Source organism: uncultured Capnocytophaga sp. (assembly GCF_963525585.1).
In the GTDB taxonomy this organism is placed as follows: Bacteria; Bacteroidota; Bacteroidia; order Flavobacteriales; family Flavobacteriaceae; genus Capnocytophaga.
The window spans coordinates 35867-56033 of sequence record NZ_CAURLX010000002.1 but is presented as its reverse complement, the minus strand read 5'-3'; the positions used below and the strand labels follow the sequence as shown (position 1 = coordinate 56033).

Genomic DNA, 20167 nt, shown 5'->3' with positions numbered 1-20167 from the left:
AATCTTATTTGTTAATAGAGAAAGGACGACCAGAATAAGGTTTAGCATATTCCTCTTCTAGGCTTTTCTCAAGCATTGTCTTTTCTAGGTCTTTTCGTTTGATATTCTTAGTTAGATATTTTTCAATCATCAGTGAGCAGATAGGTCCTGCAATACGTGCTCCAAAATATCCATTTTCTACAATTACTACAATAGCAATCTTAGGATCCTCTACAGGAGCTAATGCCATAAAGATGGAATGGTCAGTCAGTTGCATTCTTTTTCCATTGATACGGACATAGTTCTCAGCAGTTCCTGTTTTGGCAGCTACACTGATGCTATCTATCTGAGTTCCACGTGCAGTTCCCCCTGTATAAGCCATATGCATCCCTTGTAGAATTGCATCGAAATATTTAGGGTCAATATGAGTTTGTTTAGCTTCTGTAAATTGGGAAAAAGGAGTTGTTTTTCCATCAATTTTTCTAACAATATGTGGTGTATAGAAGTAGCCTTTGTTAGCGATAGCGGCTACACCATTGGCAAGCTGTAAGGGAGTTACTAATACTTCTCCCTGCCCGATTCCATTGGAGATATTATAGGTAGCAGCCCAAGCATTTTCTCCATATTGTTTGTTATAGAAAGCCGCATCGGGAATATATCCTTTTCTACCAATAGGGAAATCACTACCTAGGAATGTTCCAAACCCAAAACTCTTTAAGTCCTCATTCCAAGCAGTAATTCCTTGAGAAGGAGATTTGTATTTTTCAATAATTTTACGGTATTCAACGGCAAAATAGGCATTACAGGAATTGGCAATAGCGTGAGCCATATCCAGAGGAGAAGCGTGATGGTGGCACTTCATTGTACGGGAACCATAATGATAGCCACCACTACAGGACACAAGGCTTTGAGGAGTCATTACCCCTTCTTTTAAGCCTAGAAGAGCAGTAAAGGGCTTGAAAGTAGAACCGGGAGGGTATTCTGCTAATAAAGCTCTATCGAATAATGGTTTGGCAATGGAGTCATTATATAGAAGTGTGTAATTTTCAGAACGTTTTCTTCCTACTAATAAGTTTGGGTCATAGGATGGAGCAGAAACCAGTGCGAGGATTTCACCCGTTTTAGGTTCAATGGCTACAATACTTCCTCGCTTGCATTCCATTAGCATCTCTCCATAGGTTTGTAGTTCTTCATCAAGGGTCAGTTCTAAGGATTTTCCAGCAATGGGAAGTGTATCATAAATACCATTCTTATAGGAACCGATTACTCGATTGTATTTGTCTTTTTGTAGGTATCTTACTCCTTTTTTTCCTCTTAGGAAATCCTCATATTGTTTCTCAACTCCTTGTCTTCCTATAATTTCTCCTGCTAGGTAGTAAGGGTTGTTCTTGAGTTCCCAGTCATTCACTTCACTGATGTATCCCAGTACATTGGCACCACTGAAAGTTTCATAATGGCGTAATGAACGCTTCTGAACGAAGAATCCTGGGTATTTTCGTAATTTTTCTTGTAGAGGAGCAAATTCTTCCTTAGATAGCTGGCTTACAAAAACCGAAGGCTTACGGGGGGAATAATTCTTTGCTTTTTCAAAATTGGTAAGAAATTGCTCTTTGCTAATATTTACCATATTGCAAAACTCCAGAGTATCCATAGCCTTTACTTCACGAGGAACAATCATAATGTCATAAGCAGACTGATTGGTTACCAGTAGTTTTCCGTTACGATCATATATATATCCTCTTTGAGGATAATCATAGGCTACTTCTATCGCTATATCACTGGCAATACTGTCTTTACTTTGCTCTTTTACAATAATTTGCAAGTAAAAGAGCCTTGCTAGTAAAGAAAAGGTTGCTATGGTAATAATTAGTGGAAGAAATAGTTTTTTCATTATTGAAAGAGACTGTTTTTGTCGAGGCAAAAATACATAATAATATTTGAATAAAGCTATTTTTTTGCAAAATATTTGCGAATTTAGATGAGATTACAAAAAATGGCATTATATTTGATAGGGCTTTTTATATAACACACAAAAGGTTTTATTAAAAGATTTAAATTTGCTTATCAAATAATTTTTCTTGGAACAAATAAAATACTTTTGAATATTATATTAGTATTTTTCGAGTTTATCATTTTAAAATTATTTGTAAAATAAACTATATTTAACATATTTAATAAATAAAATAGTTTGTTGTTTATGTTCTTTTGGATGTTGAAAACTATTAAAAATATTTTTATTTTCATATTATTAATTAATAATTGTTTGTTTGTAACAAAAAATTTATTTTTAAAGTTAAAATATGTTTAAAATATTTTTTAGGATATTGTAAGAATAAAAATAAATTGTATATTTGCAAAAAATTTTAATAGATGATTTTATATCCATTAAGCAGATTCACCTTACTTATGTTAGGGGTGTCTTAAAAGAGGAGAAGTAATTCTCCTTTTTTACAGTTCAAGATACCACAAGAGTACAAAAAATAAAAGCAATTTTTATCTTTAACCTAAAATTTTTTGTATTTTAAAAATAAAAAGTCAATGATTATTAGAACAAATTTTTTCAAAGCAAAACAGATTTTTTGCTTTTCTTTCTTGAGCATCGCAACACTTACTTTTGCTCAGGATTCTGATAAAAAAGAATACAAGAACACCCTGTCGGGACCAGTTAAGAGTATTCGTATCACCACTTACAAGGCTCTGGATAAGGGAGAAGGACACTTTGGGAAAGGTGAAGTAGCTCGTGGAATGGATAATTTCCTTACTCTTTATGATAAAAAAGGAAATATCACAGAACGAATTGCTTACTACGCCAATGGAAGTGTGTGGTATACTAAAAAATATTCATATGAAGGAAGAAAGGAGGAAAATATAGCTCCTAAGAAAGATCCTTCTCGTGAGGTGAAAACTGTTACGCAAGCTCTTCAGAAAGGAGAAGAAGGCTTCCGAGGTCGTGTAACCTATCGATATGATAAGAAAGGACAAAAAACAGAAGAAGCTTCTTATGATAAGAAAGGAACTCTTCTATGGCGTTATGTTTATCGTTATGATAACAGAGGAAATATTGTAGAAAAAGATAGTTTTGATCCACAAGCAAACCTTCTTTCAAGAGAATCCTATCGTTATGATGCTAATAATAATATGCTTGAGAAAGTGATTACTATTAAGAACCAAACCGCTTACAAATGTACTTGGCAGTATAATGATAAAGGGAAAGTAGAACAAAAAGAAGAGTATTTTACTGAACTCATTGCTCCTGAGAAAGTTAATAGTATTATTGAAGATGAGATTAATGTAAAAGGAGCTTTATGGAAAAGATTTCAGTATGCATATGACAACAAAGGAAATCGTACAGAAGTAAGTGTATATGATGCTCAGGAGAATCGCAAATCTTATTCTACTACAGCTGCAGTTCCTGATAAAGTAGAAACTAAAGCTATTAGTAATAAGGAACCTTCTTATGATGAGCTACCCAACCCCAAGCTCTTAACTACTGACGAATATGATAGCTTTGGTAACTTCTGGAAAAAGGATGCTTATACTTATGATGCGGAAGGAAGAATCATTGAAGTAAAAAGCATAGATATAGATAAGAAACCATTGTTCCGATATGTATATAAGTATGATAAAAGAGGGAATGAAATAGAACGTATCAACTATGATAAGGATAATAGTATAGTACAGAGAACAACTCATACTTATGATGCAAAGGGATTACTTACAGAACGTGCTGAATATGATTCTTATGGAGAACTTATCCAGAAGAGTATTTACAAATATGATGAGGCTGGAAATAAAATAGAACAACAAGTCCGTAATACTAATGGAAGTTTGGCTTTTGTTATTAAGTTTCTTTATAATGGCTTAGGAGAACTGATTGAGACCAAAACTTTTAATCCTAAAGGAGAGCTTACTTCCAAATTAGTACAGCAGTTCAAGCTAGATGAACATAAAAATTGGGTAAAACTAACCCAGTATGCTGATGGTAAGGCTACTTATATTACAGAACGTACGATAGAATATTATAGATAATTATTATTTGTTAATTATTATTAACTGATTGATAAAGGGTAATAGAATTTCTATTACCTTTTATTTTTTTATTATCTTTGCAAGATGTTATGTTTATTTCTAATTCTTAATAGTTTTTATTTTAATTAGTATATAACCGATGAAATATTCTTTTATTATACCTGTATATAACCGACCTGATGAAGTTAAAGAACTTCTGGAAACACTAGTTCAGCAAACTTTTACGGGGGATTTTGAGACTTTAGTTATAGAAGATGGCTCTACACTCTCCTCACAAGAGGTGGTGGATTCTTTTCAGAATAGAATAGATATTACTTATTTGACTAAGCCTAATACAGGTCCTGGAGATAGTCGTAATTTTGGGATGCAGAGAGCTAAAGGAGATTATTTTATCATTTTGGATTCTGATTGTTTATTGCCTACTCATTATTTGGATGTGGTTAATGATTTTCTTCAGCAAAATTATGTGGATTGCTTTGGGGGAGCCGATGCTGCTACAGATACCTTCACTCCTATACAAAAAGCAATTAACTATGCAATGACTTCCTTGCTCACCACAGGAGGAATTCGAGGGAGTAAACATACAATAGGTCGGTTTGAACCTCGTAGTTTTAATATGGGGATTTCTCGTAAAGCATTTGAGGCTACTGGAGGATTTGGCTATATACACCCAGGGGAAGATCCAGATCTGACCATTCGCTTATGGAAAGCAGGCTTTCAAACAGCTTTTATAGAAGAGGCATTTGTGTATCATAAGCGACGCATTTCTTGGGAAAAATATAATATACAAGTAAGAAAATTTGGACAGACACGTGCTATTCTTAACCTTTGGCATCCTTCTTATAGAAAAATAGTCCATTGGTTTCCTACACTTTTTTTACTAGGATTTGTTTTTGCTTTTCTTGCGACAGTTTTTGGCTTCTGGGAATTTCTACTTCCTTATTTGATTTATTTTACCTTAATATTCTTTGATAGCAGGCATATAAATCATAGTACAGAGATTGGATTCCTCTCTATTAAGGCAGTTTGTATTCAATTTTTTAGTTATGGAATAGGTTTTTTGCAGGCTACTTTTCGGATTTTATTCTCTAAAAAGCCCCCAGAAGAATTATTTCCTAAATTATTTTTTAATATAAATAAATGAAAATCAATGAAATAAAAAATAATTTGAAAAAAATAGCTTAAAAAATTTGTCAGTTTCAAAAAAAGTTGTACCTTTGCACTCGGAAAATTGATAGATAAATAAAGTTTTCCAAAACATAAAAATATTCCTCCTTAGCTCAGTTGGTTAGAGCATCTGACTGTTAATCAGAGGGTCACTGGTTCAAGTCCAGTAGGGGGAGCAAAAGAGACACTGTAATAGGTGTCTTTTTTTGAAAATACTCTTTAGAATTGAAAATAAAATAGGTGCTTGATAACACCTATTTTATTAGTAGTTTTACTTAATTTCTTTTTAAAGGATTTTTAACGGATGAAGATCTCAGCTAATCCAATCCCCACAAGGCATGATATTCCCACTGCAATAAGCCCAGGAACCATAAAGCTATGATTGAAATAATATTTTCCTATTTTGGTGGTACCGGTAGGATCAAAATTTACGGTGGCGATATCTGATGGATAATTAGGAATGAAGAAATAAGCATAGGTGGCAGGCATAATACCTATTAGTAGAGGAACAGGAAGTCCCATCGCAATGGCTACAGGAAGCATCATTTTAGCTGTTGCAGCTTGGCTGTTGATTACTACAGAAACAGCAAAAAGAGCAAATATAAATGTCCAAGGATAAGCTTTTACCATTGAAGTGATTCCTTGCTCAAAATAAGGCATTGCATAAGTAAAATAAGTGTCACTCATCCAAGCTATCCCAAAGATAGCAATACAAGCCACCATTCCTGATTTGAATACAACACCTTCTGGAACAAGTCTTACAGGAGTCTTACACGAAATAAGAATAATACCTCCAAAACAAAGCATTACCATCTGGATAATAACTCCCATAGAAACAATATTTTTAGTGACAACTCCCTCTTTTATAACTTCAAAAGTTCGGATATCTTCATAAAGGGCTAGAATAACAATAATTACAATAGAGGAAAGGAATATATATACAGCATTCTTGGCGGACTGTGGTATATAATCATTTAGGGTAGTCTTGGTACTATTAAGGATAAGGTCTCTGTAGGTAGGATCCTGTAATCGGCGTTGGTACTCTGGATCTTTTTCCAGATCTTTTCCTCTACGAAGGCTATAGAGGCACATTGCCAACATTCCTAAGAAGGTAGCGGGTAGTGTAACAGAAAGGACATTGAGTAATGTTAGGTTAGCTCCTCCCTGTAAGTGAAAAAGATCAATAAGAGCCTTGCCTAGATATACATTAACAACAGCAGAGATAGGACTAGCTGTGAGGGCAAGCTGAGAAGCTACAGAGGCTGCTGCCATTGGTCTCTCAGGACGAATTTTATTCTTTAAGGCTATATCTCCAATAATAGGCATAATAGAATACACTGCGTGTCCTGTTCCAAGCATAAAAGTAAGTGTATAAGTAGCAATAGGTCCTAAAAAAGTAATTTGTTTGGGATTTTTTCGTAGGATTTTTTCTGCTACCTGAAGCATAAACTTTAATCCTCCAGCGGCTTCCAGAATAGAAGCGCAAGTAACTACAGCGAGGATAATCAGCATTACTTCAATGGGAGCTGAGGCAGGAGGCATTCTGAATACAAAAACTTCAATAATTAAGCCTATACCAGAGATAACTCCAAGCCCGATTCCTCCATAACGGCTCCCTGCATAGAGCATTCCCAAGAGGAAAAGAAATTCTAAAATCAATACATACGTGTTCATAGAAATTTAATTTACATTAGAGAATAAATAAAATGATTGTTTTTCGGGTGTAAAGCTATGAAAAAAAATTATTCCACCAAAGAAAAAGAAAATATTTTTTTGCAAATCTATATGATTTTTTGAGAATAATTTTCAGGATAAAAAAACATATTGGTAGAGATAAAATTTAAGAATATTTCGCTAAAAATATTTTGATAAATGGAAATATATGCTTATATTTGCCCGCTAATAATAAAAAAATAGAACCCAATGAAGAACTATTTATCTATTCTTGTTGTTTTATGCTTATTTGTCTCTTGTAAGAAGAATAATGGTTACAAGGACAGTGATCCTACTCTTTTCAAGGAGTATATAACAGGTTTTACCTCAGGGCTTATTTCCACTGAAGAACCTATTGAAGTACTCTTAACAGAGTCTTTAGATATTGAACAGATTGAGAATATAGACACTGAGAAAGTTTTTGAATTTTCTCCTAAGGTAGATGGGTATGCTACCTTTGAAGGTAATTCTGTGAAATTTGTTCCTAGAGAACCTCTTTCCTATAATAAGGAGTATCAAGTAATATTTAATCTCTCACAGGTACTGAATGTAAATAAGGAACAAGAGAAATTCTTTTTTCGTGTACGTACTCAAAATCTTTTATTTGAAGTCAATACACGTGATTTACAGTCTTATAGTCCTGATTATTATTTTCTTAATGCACAGATAGAAGCTAGTGACAAGCTTTCTCCAGAGATGATACCTAATATGGTTTTTGCAACTATAGGTGGTAAGCGATTACAGGTTAAGGCACTTAGTAGTGAGGCTGCTAAGGAAATGCCTATTGTTATAGATAGTATTCCTTCTCCTGAGAAAGGAAGCCAGTTGCTTGAGATACGCTGGGATGGAGGAGCTTATGATATCACTAGTAAGGGAGAAGCTTCTATTAATATACCTAAGAATGATAGCTTTGGGGTTGTTCAGCTTCTTCAGAATGAAGGGGAGAATAACTCATTTAATCTCATCTTCTCTGCTCCTATAGAGAAGAATCAGGATTTCCGTGGGCTAGTTACTGTAGAGAATTATGACTCTCAGTTCAAATATTCTACCTCAGGGAATATACTTAAGGTATATAGTGATGTGAATTTTGATAATGAGGTCAAAATAAAAGTATATCAAGGAATCAAAAGCCAGTATGGAGATCGTATGAAGTATGATTTCTCAGGGAAGCTTACTTTTGATCCTATCAAACCTCAAGTACGCCTAGTACGTAATGGAACACTTCTGCCTAGTTCTCAGAATCTTAAGATTAATTTCCAGACGATTAATCTTAGAGCAGTGGAAGTAAGTGTCTTACGTATCTATCAGAATAATGTACTCCAATTCTTACAAGAAAATGATCTTAATGGTGCCTCTCGATTGCGTAGAGTAGGAGCAACAATAGCTCGTAAGCAAATTCCTATACAATCGGTTACCAAAAATTCACTTTCTAAGTGGAGCACACACGCCTTGGATCTTTCTAAGCTCATAAAGCCTGAGCCTGGGGCTATTTATCGAGTAAAAATAGACTTCAAGCGAGAGTATGCCCTGAACTGTAATCCAGATAATACACCTATTAAGGAAGAAAATCTTCTTATAGCAGAAGAAGGAGGGGATAGTGATTATTATGATTATGATGAATATTATTACTATGATTGGGACGAAAGAGATGACCCTTGTACAGATAGCTACTATTATAATAAAGCAGTAGAGACAAATGTATTGGCGACAGACTTGGGAGTCGTAGTCAAGAGAGGGCAGGAAGATGATTATACTGTGGTAGTTAATGATCTGCTTTCTACAGCTCCAGTTGCAGGAGCTAAAGTAGAACTATATGATTATCAACAACAAAAACTCTCTGAGGCAAGTACAAATGCTGAAGGAATAGCTTTTGTAAAAACCTCCAAGCAGGCTTATTTTGCTATCGCACGTAAGAATAATAATACTACTTATGTGAAGATTAATGATGGGGCTAGTCAGTCCGTGAGTAGTTATGATGTAGGAGGATTGGAGCTTGAAAAAGGGCGTAATGGTTACCTTTATACAGAACGTGGAGTATGGCGACCAGGTGATAGTATTTCTGTAGGATTTATTTTTAATGATTATGCGAATAAGCTTCCAGAAAGGCTTCCTATTAAGCTTACTTTCTCAGATCCTAATGGAAAAGTAATGCAACAGATAGTTAAGAATTCTAATCTACAAAACCACTATTTATTTACCTTACATACACATCCTGAGGCTCTTACAGGAAATTGGTCTTGTCAGGTAAATGTAGGAGCTTCTACTTATAGTAAGACGATAAAAATAGAGACCATTAAGCCCAATCGTCTTAAAATTAATAATAGTCTCACAGATAAGTTTATCTCTAATCAAGGACAAAACGCTACTCTACAAGTAGATTGGTTACAAGGTGTTCCTGCCAATGAGGTGAAAGTAATTGTTACAGGGAAGTTATATCCTAAGTCTAATCCTTTCAAGGGCTATGAAAGCTATACTTTCCATAATACTTCTTTTCCACCTACTTCACAGGAAATTAGTGTATTTGAAGGACAAACAGATGAGAAAGGAAGCGCTTCCTTCTTCTTCCAACCTAAGAAGTTACAGAATGCTTCCCAAATGCTCAAGGTCAATTTCCTTACCCAAGCTAATGAGCAAGGAGGTGACTTTAGTACAGATGTTACTTCAGCCACTTATTCTCCTTATGCCTCTTATGTAGGTATAAAACCTCTTGCTCCTAATACAGAGGATTATCAGACAGGGAAAGTGGCTAAATTCCAAACTTTGGTAGTCTCTGAAGAAGGGAAGCCTATTGCAGGGCGTAAGGTTAAGCTCCTTGCTTACAAAGTAGAAAAAAGCTGGTGGTGGGATGTATCAGAATATAATATATCTACTTATAATTCATCTCCTTCTCAAGGGCTTGCTTTTACTAAGGAAGCTACTACTCATAGTGATGGTAAGGCTACTTTTGATATTCAAATAAAAGATGATGAAGCAGGAAGATATTTCTTCTTGGTAGAGGATACAGAAAGCCAACACGAAGCAGGAATTGCTGCTTATTTTTACTCTTGGGGGCAAAATGAGGAGGATGCTGGAAAAGATGCTACTATGCTAATGCTTTCTACTGATAAAAAAGAGTATAAAGTAGGAGAGAAGGTACTCCTTACTTTCCCTTCGGATCAAGGAGGGCGAGCTCTAATTTCTGTAGAAAATGGCTCTAAAGTCCTAAAGACTTATTGGGTAAATACCCAAAAAGGTAAAACTACTTATCACTTGCCTATTACAAGTGATATGGCACCTAATGTGTATCTTTATGTAACTCTTCTGCAACCTCACGCGCAGACAAAGAATGATGCACCTATCCGCTTATATGGAATTGCACCTATTTCAGTATATGATCCTAAAACAAGGCTTGAACCTATTATAGAGATGCCTGAAGTGCTTCGTCCAGAAAAACAAGTTACAATTAAAGTAAGAGAAAAAACGGGAAAACCAATGACCTATTCTTTGGCTATTGTAGAGGATGGCTTGCTTGATCTTACTCGTTTTAGAACCCCTAATCCGTGGAATACTTTCTTTACTAAAACAGCTTTAGGGGTAAGAACGTGGGATATTTATAATGATGTTATAGGAGCTTTTGGAGGAACAATAAATCAGGTATTTAGTATCGGGGGGGATGAGGATTTAGGAGCAGGACAAGCTAAAAAAGCAAATCGCTTTAAGCCTCTGACAATAGTTCAAGGTCCTTTCTACTTACCATCAGGTGTGAAATCTCATAAAATAAATATTCCTAATTATGTGGGTTCTGCTCGTGTGATGGTTATAGCTTCCGATGTACAGCATAATGCCTTTGGAAGTGTAGAGAAAACTGTTCCTGTAACTAGTCCTCTGATGGTATTGGCTTCCTTACCTCGTAAGGCAGTACCTGGTGAGGAAATTACCTTACCTATAACTGTTTTTGCTACTGAACCACAGATAAAAAATGTAACAGTCCGAGTTAAAACTAATGAGAAGTTTTCTTTACAAGGACAAGCTCAACAGCAAGTAACATTTACAGCCCCAGCCGAGAAAATGGCTTACTTTAGTTTGAAAGTAAATGAAATAGGAATAGGTAAGATTACAGTTGAGGCTATTTCAGGGAATGAAAGGGCAGTTTATGACGTGGAAATGGATGTCTATAATCCTAATCCTAAGATTTATCAAGTGAAATCTCTAATTTTACAACCCAATACTTCAGGAAATATTTCTTTTGAAGCATTTGGAGAAAAAGGAACGGGAGAGAGTATTTTGGAAGTTTCAAGCTTCCCTGGAGTCAATTTGGCACAACGCTTAAAATATCTTATTGAGTATCCTCACGGATGTGGAGAACAGCTTACCTCAGGAGCTTTCCCTCAGCTTTATTTAGCTGATTTTGAAACGCTCTCATTGACGCAACAGCAGGAAGTACAGAAGAATGTAACGGCGGCCATACGTAAAGTTTCTGAAAATCAATTACCTAATGGAGGGTTTTCCTATTGGCAAGGATTGGATTACGCCGATGAGTGGGTAACTTCCTATATAGGACAATTCTATATAGAGGCAGAACGAAAAGGCTTTGCTCTTCCTTCAGGAAGCAAGACTAAATGGATTGCTTATCAGAAGACATTAGCCCGTAATTGGACTCCTAATGGTTCTAATGCAGCCTTTAATCAAGCTTATAGGTTATATACCTTGGCACTTGCCAAATCTCCAGATATAGCCTCTATGAATAGGTTAAGAGAAGCTTCGGGACTCTCAGGGGAAGCACTCTCACGATTGGCAGCAGCCTATGCTATTGCAGGAGAGAAAAAGGCTGCGGAAGAGCTCTTCAAGCGGGTTACTTTTGATACGGAGACAGAGAATAATTATGGCTATGGTTCTTCTTTGCGTAATCAAGCAATGTCCTTGGAAACAGCTTTATTATTGGGTAAAACACAGATAGCAGCTGAATTAGCCTTGAAGATTTCTGAAAAGCTCTCTTCTCAAGAGTGGCTAAGTACCCAGACAACCGCTTATAGCCTTTATGCAATGGCTCTTTATGTAGCTAAAAATAAGGCAGGAAAGGCTTTTTCTCTTGCTTACCAGAGTACAACTGATAATGGAACCCTTACCAGTGGTAATACAGGAATGACAACCAAAAAGCTTAATGTAGCTCAAGGAAATCATAAGCTCAGCCTACAGAACAAATCAGCAATTACCCTTTATGCAAGAGTAGTTACTAGTGGTATTCTCCCGATAGGAAAAGAACTTATCCAACAGAATGGACTAGCTATCCAGACGAGCTTCTCTTCTGATAAGAATGGAAATCTTTCGGTAGAATCACTTCCTCAAGGAACAAGTTTTGTAGCTAAAATATCAGTTACAAATACTACTCAAAGTGCTATTTCTAATGTGGCTCTTACTCAATTTATTCCTTCTGGATGGGAGGTTATCAATACTCGCTTTACCGACTATGGAGACCAAAATGATAAATGGGATTATGCTGATATTCGTGATGACCGTGCTCTTATCTATTTTGGATTAGGTGCAGGGAAAACAAAAACCTTTACTCTTAAGCTAAATGCTTCTTATAAAGGGAAGTACTATCTTTCAGGAACTTATGCAGAAGCAATGTATGATAAAAACTATAATACTCATACCACAGGTAAATGGATAAAAATAGAGTAATATTTTATAAAATGAATTAATAACAGTTATAGAAATCTAAAAAGCACTAATTTTAGCAACTAAAATTAGTGCTTTTGCCTAAAAAATCGTATCTTTGCAACAAAATATAGGAATATGTTATCATTTGACCAAGTAGATCTCATTCTCTTAGATGAGCTACAACAAGATAGTAAGCAGTCTGTTAAGGAATTGGCTAAAAAAGTCAATCTTTCTATAACACCTGTGCACGAACGTATCAAGAAATTAGAAGCACTTAATGTAATCCAAAAGTATGTTGCTGTAGTGAATCCTGATGCTTTAGGAAAAAGTTTGGTGGCTTATTGTCAGGTAAAGCTTATTCGTCATCAAGAGAGCTTATTTGAAGAATTTGAAACTTATGTACGTAGCTTGGATGAAGTACAAGAAGCTTATTATATGGCAGGACCTTATGATTTTCTTCTTAAGCTTATCCTAAAGGATATGAAAGACTATCAGAACTTCGTAGTACATAAAATTTCTAAGTTGAATATTATTTCAAATATCCAAAGTGCTTTTACTATTCAGAGTATTAAGAACACTTCAATGATTAAGTGTATATTAGATGAAGAAGTAATAGAAGAAACTCCAAAAGAAGAATAGAATGCACTTTGCCATAGCTGGGAATATAGGGGCGGGGAAAACCTCTCTCACTTCCTTATTGTCAAAACATTATAAGTGGGAAGCTCACTATGAGGAGGTATCGGATAATCCATATTTGTATGATTTTTATGCTAATATGGAGCGATGGAGCTTTAATCTGCAGGTGTTCTTTCTGAATCATCGATTTCGACAAATTCTTCAAATAAGAGAAAGTAAAAAGAATGTAATTCAGGATAGAACAATCTATGAAGATGCTTATATTTTTGCTCCTAATCTCCACACAATGGGATTACTTTCTACAAGAGATTTTACCAATTATCGTTCTCTATTTGATCTTATGGAGAATTTTATAGCTCCTCCTGATTTGCTTATCTATTTGAGAAGCTCAATAGCTAATTTGGTTAGTCAAATCCATAAGAGAGGAAGGGAATATGAGAGTAGTATTTCTATTGATTATCTTAATAGGCTGAATGAATGTTATGAGGAATGGATTAGTGGTTATGATAAGGGGAAACTTCTAATTATAGATACCGATAAGTTAGATTTTGTCCAGAATCAAGAAGATTTGGGTGAGGTTATCCAGCGTATAGACACTCAAATTAATGGACTTTTTTAAAAATAATAGCGAATCTTATTGATGATTCGCTATTATCTTATATATTCCTATTCATAAGGCTTTTGCCGAATTCTTTTAGGATTTCTTTCTTTTGCTCTGATATTTCAAGAGTATCTAGGATAGAAAAAGCCTTTAGGGTGTAGTTTTCTACTTCTGAACGGAGAAAAAGATCACTACCTGTAGAGATAAACAACTGGGTTACCTTTACAATTTTCTCTTTCTCATTCTCTATAGGGAACTTGTAGAGGCGCATAAGAGCTTCTTTTTCTTCAGAGGAACCTTTTTCTAAGGTATTCAGATAAAGCAAGGTTTTTTTATTTTGTAGAATGTCTCCTCCTATTTTTTTCCCGAAAGTATTATCCCCAAAGGTATCCAAGTAATCATCTTGTAATTGGTAAGCAATTCCTAGAGCAATACCAAAATCATAGATTTTTTGCTTATTTTCCTCAGAGGTTTCAGCAATGATAGCCCCCATTTTCAGGGCTGCTCCTACAAGAACAGCTGTTTTATAGGTAATCATTTTTAGGTATTGTGAGGTAGATACCTGTTCTTCTTTTTCAAAATCTACGTCATATTGTTGTCCTTCACATACTTCAAGAGCTGTTTTGCTGAATATTTCAGCAAGTTGTCGGAAGATAATTGGTTCATAACGTTCAAAATATTGGTAAGCAAGAATAAGCATAGCATCACCTGAGAGGATTCCTGTATTGAGATTCCACTTTGTATGAACGGTAGGTTGCCCTCTCCTTAAGGGAGCCTCGTCCATAATATCATCATGTACTAACGAAAAATTATGAAAAATTTCTACAGCTAATGCTGCATAAAGGGCTTGGTGATAATCCTTGCCAAAAATATCTGTACTTAGCATAGTAAGAACAGGGCGTAAGCGTTTTCCTCCTACATTGAGGATATATTGAATCGGATCATAAAGATTCTTGGGCTCTCTTTTCTGTATATGTTCTTTTAAGAAAGACAGAAATTCATTCTGATAATCAGTAATTAGTTGCATATACTGGACTTATTGTTCATTATTATCATTGATACCATAGTATTTCACCCCTATCTGGATACGCTCTCTTCCATTAGCTAATCGCCATTGGTTGGTATCACGCAGAGAATAAGCACAACCACAATATTCCTGCATATAGAAGTGTTCTCGCTTACTAATTTCCAGCATACGTGCAGAACCACCTTTTTTTCGCCAGTTATGTGTCCAATAAGTAATTCCCTCATAAGGAGCTACAGCACGTAAGCCACTATCATTGATTTGGTCAAAATTCTTCCAGCGAGAGATTCCTAAAGAACTAGTAATCGTGTCGAATCCATTTTCATAAGCATAGAGAGCAGTCCGTTCAAAGCGCATATCAAAACACATCGTACAACGTTTGCCTCGTTCAGGTTCATATTCCATTCCCTTAGCACGTTCGTACCAATTATCTACATCATAGTCAGCATCTATAATGGGAATTCCTAACTGTTCTGCAAAGCGAATATTCTCATTTTTACGAATTTCGTATTCTTTTTTAGGGTGAATATTAGGGTTATAGAAAAAAATGGTGAATTCAATACCAGAAGCACTAATGGCTTCCATTACTTCTCCAGAACAAGGGGCGCAACAAGAGTGTAGCAGAAGTTTTTTACCTCCATTAGGAAGGACTAATTTTTCTCTGATAATTTCCATAGAATTTTTATTAGGTTGCTTTGAGTTTAATTCAAAAAAGACTTTCACACAATGATGAAAGCCTTTTTCAAATTTTCTTATTATGAGCAACTATTTAAACGATTGCACAAAGCGAGTGCAAAGGTACGATTTTTTTCTGGATATGCAACTTTTTTCATTCTTTTTTTCAAGAATTAAGCTGAACATACATTCACCTCTTTATTAATTTTTTTGACCAATCCTTGAAGAACTTTTCCAGGAGCAAGTTCGATAAAATCAGTAGCTCCATCCTGAATCATTTGTCGGATACTTTGTGTCCATCTAACAGGAGCTGTTAGTTGAGCGATAAGATTTTGCTTGATTTTTTCAGGGTCGGTTATAGCTGTAGTGGTCACATTCTGGTAGATGGGGCATAGTGGTTTTTGGAATGTAATTTCTTGAATAGCAGTAGCAAGCTCTTCTTCAGCGGGTTTCATTAAAGCAGAATGGAAAGCCCCTCCTACCGAAAGAATCTGGGCACGCTTGGCACCAGCTTCCTTCATAGCTTCACAAGCATTCTCTACGGCACTATATTCTCCTGAGATAACTAACTGTCCAGGACAGTTATAGTTTGCAGGTGTCACAATACCCTCTATTTCACTACAGATTTTTTCTATTTGTGCATCTTCTAATCCTAAGATGGCAGCCATTGTTCCACGTTGGAGTTCGCACGCTTTTTGCATAGCCTGAGCACGTTTGGAGACTAGGCGTAAGCCTTGCTCAAAAGTTAATACGCCACTGGCAACCAAGGCAGAGAACTCTCCCAAGGAATGCCCTGCAACCATATCAGGAGCAAAAGAATCCCCTAATACACGGCTCTGAATAACAGAATGTAAGAAAATGGCGGGTTGCGTTACTCTTGTCTGCTTAAGGGATTCCTCATCGCCAGCAAACATAATATCTGTAATAGAAAATCCTAAGATAGCATTAGCTTCCTCAAAGAGGGATTGGACAAGAGGATTTGCCTCATATAAATCCTTTCCCATTCCTACAAATTGGGAGCCTTGACCAGGGAAAATATAAGCTTTTTTCATTTTTTTCTATATTTAAAAATGTTTTTCTTAGGCAAAAGTACAATATTTTTCTGTAATAGACAAACAGAATCTTTGAAAGTTAAACTAGAGTTAATTATTTGGTTGTGTTTTTGAAAAGTAGTAAATTTGCAAATAAATATATTTGAACTACTTCGCTAATAAAGCTTTAATATTATTTGCATATCTCCTCAAAAAATCCTAAATTTGCTTTTTGATAGAATTTGTAGAAAAAGAGACAATTGATAGGATGAAAATATCTGTAGTGATTAATACTTATAATGCTGAAAAACACTTAGTTACAGTCTTGGAAAGCGTGAAAGAATTTGACCAGATTGTACTTTGTGATATGCATAGCTCAGATAACACTATTGCAATAGCTGAAAAGTACAATTGTAAAATAGTCTATTGTGAGCGTTATCCTTATGTGGAACCTGCCCGAAATTTTGCCATAGCTCAAGCAGATTATCCTTGGATTTTAGTCATAGATGCTGACGAGACTGTTCCTCCAAAGCTTAGAGAATACCTCTATCAAATCACTGAAAATTCTGCCATAGGAGGGGTGTATATTCCTTTTAAAAATTATTTTATAGATCAGTATATGCGTTCGGCTTTTCCTGATTTTAAATTGCGTTTTTTTAGAAAAGAAGGTGCTGATTGGCCTAAAGAAATTCATTCAACGGTAAAGGTACAAGGGGAGGTTATCAGGTTACCACGCCATAGAACAGACTTAGCTTCAGAGCACTTGGCTAATGATTCGGTGACAACCATTCTCAGTAAGAATAATAACTATAGTACTCAAGAGGTAGAACGTCGCAAAGGCAAGCGGATAGGCTGGGGCAAACTACTCTTTTCTCCTTTCTTTTGGTTTGTAAAATACTATTTTATTAAGAAAGGTTTCTTAGATGGTAAGAAAGGATTTATCTTTGCCATTCTTAAGGCTCAATATAAATTCTCTTGTTTGGCAAAAATATATGAATATCAGCAATTACACCGATGAAAACAACTTTACTCATTACTACCTATAATCGACCAGATGCTTTAGAACTATGTCTGATGAGCGTACTGAGACAGACACACTTACCTGATGAACTCTTGATTGCTGATGATGGTTCGACTCCTGATACAAAAGAATTAATAGATAATTACCGAGCAAAATTTCCTATTCCATTGGTGCATATTTGGCACGAAGATAAGGGATTCCGTAGAACAGTCATTCTCAATAGGGCTTTTTTGGTAGCTAAAGGAGATTATATCATTCAAGTGGATGGAGATCTAATATTGGAGAAGCATTTCATAGCAGATCATATTAATTTTGCTAAGGAAAAGTGTATAGCAAAAGGACGTCGAGTATGTCTTAGTCAGAAGGAAACAGATAGATTACTTAACCAAAAGAGTCTCAGGGCTTCTATTTTTCTACAAGGAACTACTATGCGAGAACACGGTATTAGAATACCTTTCTATAATCAGTTGTTTTCTCCTAAAGAAAAAGCAACAGGAGATGGAGTAGGAGGTGGAAATATGGCTTATTGGAAAGCAGATGCTCTTGCCATCAATGGTTATAATATGGATATTCAAGGTTGGGGGCCTGAAGATTGGGAGTTTGCTCAACGATTGGTTCATTTGGGTTGCAAACAAAGAAAATTAAAGTTCGGTGCTATACAATTCCATTTGGAGCATAATACATATCCCAAGCAGCCTACAGAGGCTCACTTGCGGATGGTAGAAGAGCTGAAGAAAAATAAAAATATCCGTTGTACAAATGGAGTGGAACAGATAAATAATTTAATTGAGCAAGTAAAAATCTATGAATAATCCACTTATATCTATTATTGTTCCTGTGTATAATGGAGAGACTTATTTGTCACGTTGTCTAGATTCTTTATTGGATCAAACCTATGCTCCCATAGAGATATTAGTGGTTAATGATGGGAGTCAAGACAGAACAGCAGAGATTCTTTCTCAGTATGAGCAATATCCACAAATAAAGGTTTTTTATCAAGAAAATAAAGGACTTTCAGGAGCTAGGAATTTAGGTCTGAAACATTTTGAAGGGGATTTTGTATGTTTTGCAGATAGTGATGATTATGTAACCCCAACCTATTGTGAGGAACTTTATAAAGCACTAATAGATAACAATGCTGATATAAGTGTCTGTCAGTATACACTTATAGATACTAAAGGAAAAGAAATTCCACAAGAGAAAGATAAGAAAGTACAACTATTCTCTCATATAGAGGCTTTAGCTTTACTATTGGAAGATGGACAACTAAAAAGTTATGCTTGGGGGAAACTATTCAAAAAGGAATTATTAGAGAATTTTTCTTTTCCAATGGGAAGAATATTTGAAGACTATGCATCTATGTTTTTTCTTTTTGATAAGGCAACAAAAGTGGTGATGATTAATAACTGTTTATACAATTATATTCAGTACCCTAATAGTCTTTCTAATAAAAAAGGTGGAGAGAAATTTTTTCATTTCTTTTTGGGAGTGATGGAAATGTATGATTTTGCTTGCCAATACAAAGAAAAACTTCCTAATTGGAATAGAATTGTTGAAAAGACAGCCAAGCAAAGTCTTTTCGCTATTAAACGTTTTTACCTTTTCTCTAAAGAGGTAGAAAAATCTATAGAACAAGTGATGAAAGAAAGATTAACTTCCTTTTATTCAAATGAATACAAAAAAATCCCTTTCAAATACAGATGGAAGATTTTCTCTTTTTTAAAACTTCCTTTTTTATATAATACTTATATACAATTTAAAAAGAGATGAAACAAAAACATTATATATACCAGCAAGGTGGACTGGGGAATCAACTTTACATATTGGCTTATGCTTTTTATTTAAAAGAAAAAGGAGTAGGGCCTATATGTATGTATAGCGCAGATCGTGAAAAAAAGGATACTAAGGACAAGAAAAAACGTAATGTTTATTCTCAAATTACTGAAAAATTAGGATTTCCTATCAGTGGATTAAGTTATTTCTTTTTTTCAATGGCTAAAAAGATGGCTAAAAAATCTTTCTTTAAAAAATATATAGCATTACAAGTAGAAAAAGAAGGACAATTTGCTGTTTTCCAAGAGCCAGCGACTCAATATGAATCTAAGATATATCTTCATATGGGGTGGTATCAGTCTTATCTTTATCAAACCCCTCAATTTATAGAGAGACTTTACAAAATTATAGAAGAATTAGCAGGAAATACAAGGCAATTTTCCATCACTGAAAATGATGTAGTACTCCATATCCGCAGAGGAGATTTTCTAAAGGAAAAAAACAGGGCTCTATTTCATATTATTGAAACACCTCATTATTTGGAGGGATTGGCTAAGCTCTCTCAAGGAATTAATCTGGAAAAGGTGTATATTCTTTCTGATGATTTTGAAGGAATAGAGGATATTATTACAACTCTGTCCAAACAATATGAAGTAGTTTTAGTTAAAGGAAATACAGTACTCCAAGATTTATACTTACTTACCCAATTTAAGAACTATGTGATTGGAAATAGTACCTTCTCTTGGTGGGGAGCTTATCTTTCCAAATATAAAGAGCGAGCAAATATTATCGTTCCCAAAGAACCTTGGAAAATACCGATGCCAGAGAAATCACCATATCCTCCTTACTGGGTACAAATATAATCTTTTACCAGATAT

The 20167-nt window shown here is 35.1% G+C and carries 14 protein-coding genes and 1 tRNA gene; 10 read left to right on the top strand and 5 right to left on the bottom strand.

Going from position 1 to position 20167, the window contains the following annotated elements; translation table 11 throughout:
• Window positions 1–4 precede the first annotated feature (4 nt).
• A complete protein-coding gene (gene mrdA / locus RYK20_RS01050; RefSeq protein ID WP_314894093.1) occupies window positions 5–1870 on the bottom strand; it encodes a penicillin-binding protein 2 in 1866 nt (621 codons plus the stop codon).
• 647 nt (window positions 1871–2517) lie between these two features.
• Between mrdA and RYK20_RS01045 the strand changes: the two genes are divergently transcribed.
• The 3 genes from RYK20_RS01045 to RYK20_RS01035 all read left to right on the top strand — a co-directional run bounded on the left by RYK20_RS01045 (window position 2518) and on the right by RYK20_RS01035 (window position 5351).
• A complete protein-coding gene (locus RYK20_RS01045) occupies window positions 2518–4008 on the top strand; it encodes a sugar-binding protein (RefSeq protein WP_314894092.1) in 1491 nt (496 codons plus the stop codon).
• A gap of 139 nt (window positions 4009–4147) precedes the next feature.
• The gene (locus tag RYK20_RS01040; RefSeq protein WP_314894091.1) at window positions 4148–5152 is read left to right on the top strand and encodes a glycosyltransferase; all 1005 of its coding nucleotides are present in this window, start codon (window positions 4148–4150) and stop codon (window positions 5150–5152) included.
• 125 nt (window positions 5153–5277) lie between these two features.
• A tRNA-Asn gene (locus RYK20_RS01035) sits at window positions 5278–5351 on the top strand.
• 121 nt (window positions 5352–5472) lie between these two features.
• Here RYK20_RS01035 and RYK20_RS01030 read toward each other — a convergent pair.
• Window positions 5473–6849 (bottom strand): anaerobic C4-dicarboxylate transporter, encoded by a 1377-nt coding sequence (locus RYK20_RS01030; protein ID WP_311455844.1) that lies wholly within the window; start codon window positions 6847–6849, stop codon window positions 5473–5475.
• A 249-nt stretch (window positions 6850–7098) separates the two neighbouring features.
• Here RYK20_RS01030 and RYK20_RS01025 point away from each other — a divergent pair, with 249 nt between their 5' ends.
• The 3 genes from RYK20_RS01025 (at window position 7099) to RYK20_RS01015 (ending at window position 13783) form a co-directional block, all read left to right on the top strand.
• Window positions 7099–12549, top strand: a complete 5451-nt coding sequence (locus RYK20_RS01025; protein WP_314894090.1) for an MG2 domain-containing protein — start codon at window positions 7099–7101, stop codon at window positions 12547–12549.
• 114 nt (window positions 12550–12663) lie between these two features.
• The gene (locus RYK20_RS01020; RefSeq protein WP_297978009.1) at window positions 12664–13167 is read left to right on the top strand and encodes an Lrp/AsnC family transcriptional regulator; all 504 of its coding nucleotides are present in this window, start codon (window positions 12664–12666) and stop codon (window positions 13165–13167) included.
• A gap of 1 nt (window position 13168) precedes the next feature.
• Window positions 13169–13783: a deoxynucleoside kinase gene (locus RYK20_RS01015; RefSeq protein ID WP_314894089.1), complete on the top strand. Its 615-nt coding sequence runs from the start codon at window positions 13169–13171 to the stop codon at window positions 13781–13783.
• A 37-nt stretch (window positions 13784–13820) separates the two neighbouring features.
• On the opposite strand, the gene RYK20_RS01010 is transcribed toward RYK20_RS01015, so the two are convergent.
• The 3 genes from RYK20_RS01010 to fabD all read right to left on the bottom strand — a co-directional run bounded on the left by RYK20_RS01010 (window position 13821) and on the right by fabD (window position 16516).
• The gene (locus RYK20_RS01010) at window positions 13821–14792 is read right to left on the bottom strand and encodes a polyprenyl synthetase family protein (RefSeq protein ID WP_314894088.1); all 972 of its coding nucleotides are present in this window, start codon (window positions 14790–14792) and stop codon (window positions 13821–13823) included.
• A gap of 9 nt (window positions 14793–14801) precedes the next feature.
• A complete protein-coding gene (locus tag RYK20_RS01005; RefSeq protein ID WP_314894087.1) occupies window positions 14802–15464 on the bottom strand; it encodes an epoxyqueuosine reductase QueH in 663 nt (220 codons plus the stop codon).
• Window positions 15465–15637: 173 nt separating this feature from the next.
• Window positions 15638–16516, bottom strand: a complete 879-nt coding sequence (fabD, locus tag RYK20_RS01000; protein WP_314894086.1) for an ACP S-malonyltransferase — start codon at window positions 16514–16516, stop codon at window positions 15638–15640.
• 211 nt (window positions 16517–16727) lie between these two features.
• On the opposite strand from fabD, the gene RYK20_RS00995 reads away from it, so the two are divergent.
• Genes RYK20_RS00995 through RYK20_RS00980 form a run of 4 tightly spaced genes read left to right on the top strand, consistent with a single transcriptional unit; the run spans window position 16728 to window position 20152 of the window.
• On the top strand, window positions 16728–17513 hold the full coding sequence (locus RYK20_RS00995) for a glycosyltransferase family 2 protein (protein WP_314894085.1): 786 nt from the start codon (window positions 16728–16730) through the stop codon (window positions 17511–17513).
• Window positions 17510–18328 carry a glycosyltransferase family 2 protein gene (locus RYK20_RS00990; protein WP_314894084.1) on the top strand — a complete coding sequence of 273 codons (819 nt, stop codon included), beginning with the start codon at window positions 17510–17512 and terminating at the stop codon, window positions 18326–18328. Before RYK20_RS00995 ends, RYK20_RS00990 begins: the two co-directional genes overlap by 4 nt.
• Entirely contained in the window at window positions 18321–19286 is a 966-nt protein-coding gene (locus RYK20_RS00985; protein WP_314894083.1) for a glycosyltransferase family 2 protein, read from the top strand. Before RYK20_RS00990 ends, RYK20_RS00985 begins: the two co-directional genes overlap by 8 nt.
• Entirely contained in the window at window positions 19283–20152 is an 870-nt protein-coding gene (locus RYK20_RS00980; protein ID WP_314894082.1) for an alpha-1,2-fucosyltransferase, read from the top strand. Before RYK20_RS00985 ends, RYK20_RS00980 begins: the two co-directional genes overlap by 4 nt.
• The last annotated feature ends 15 nt before the right edge of the window (window positions 20153–20167 follow it).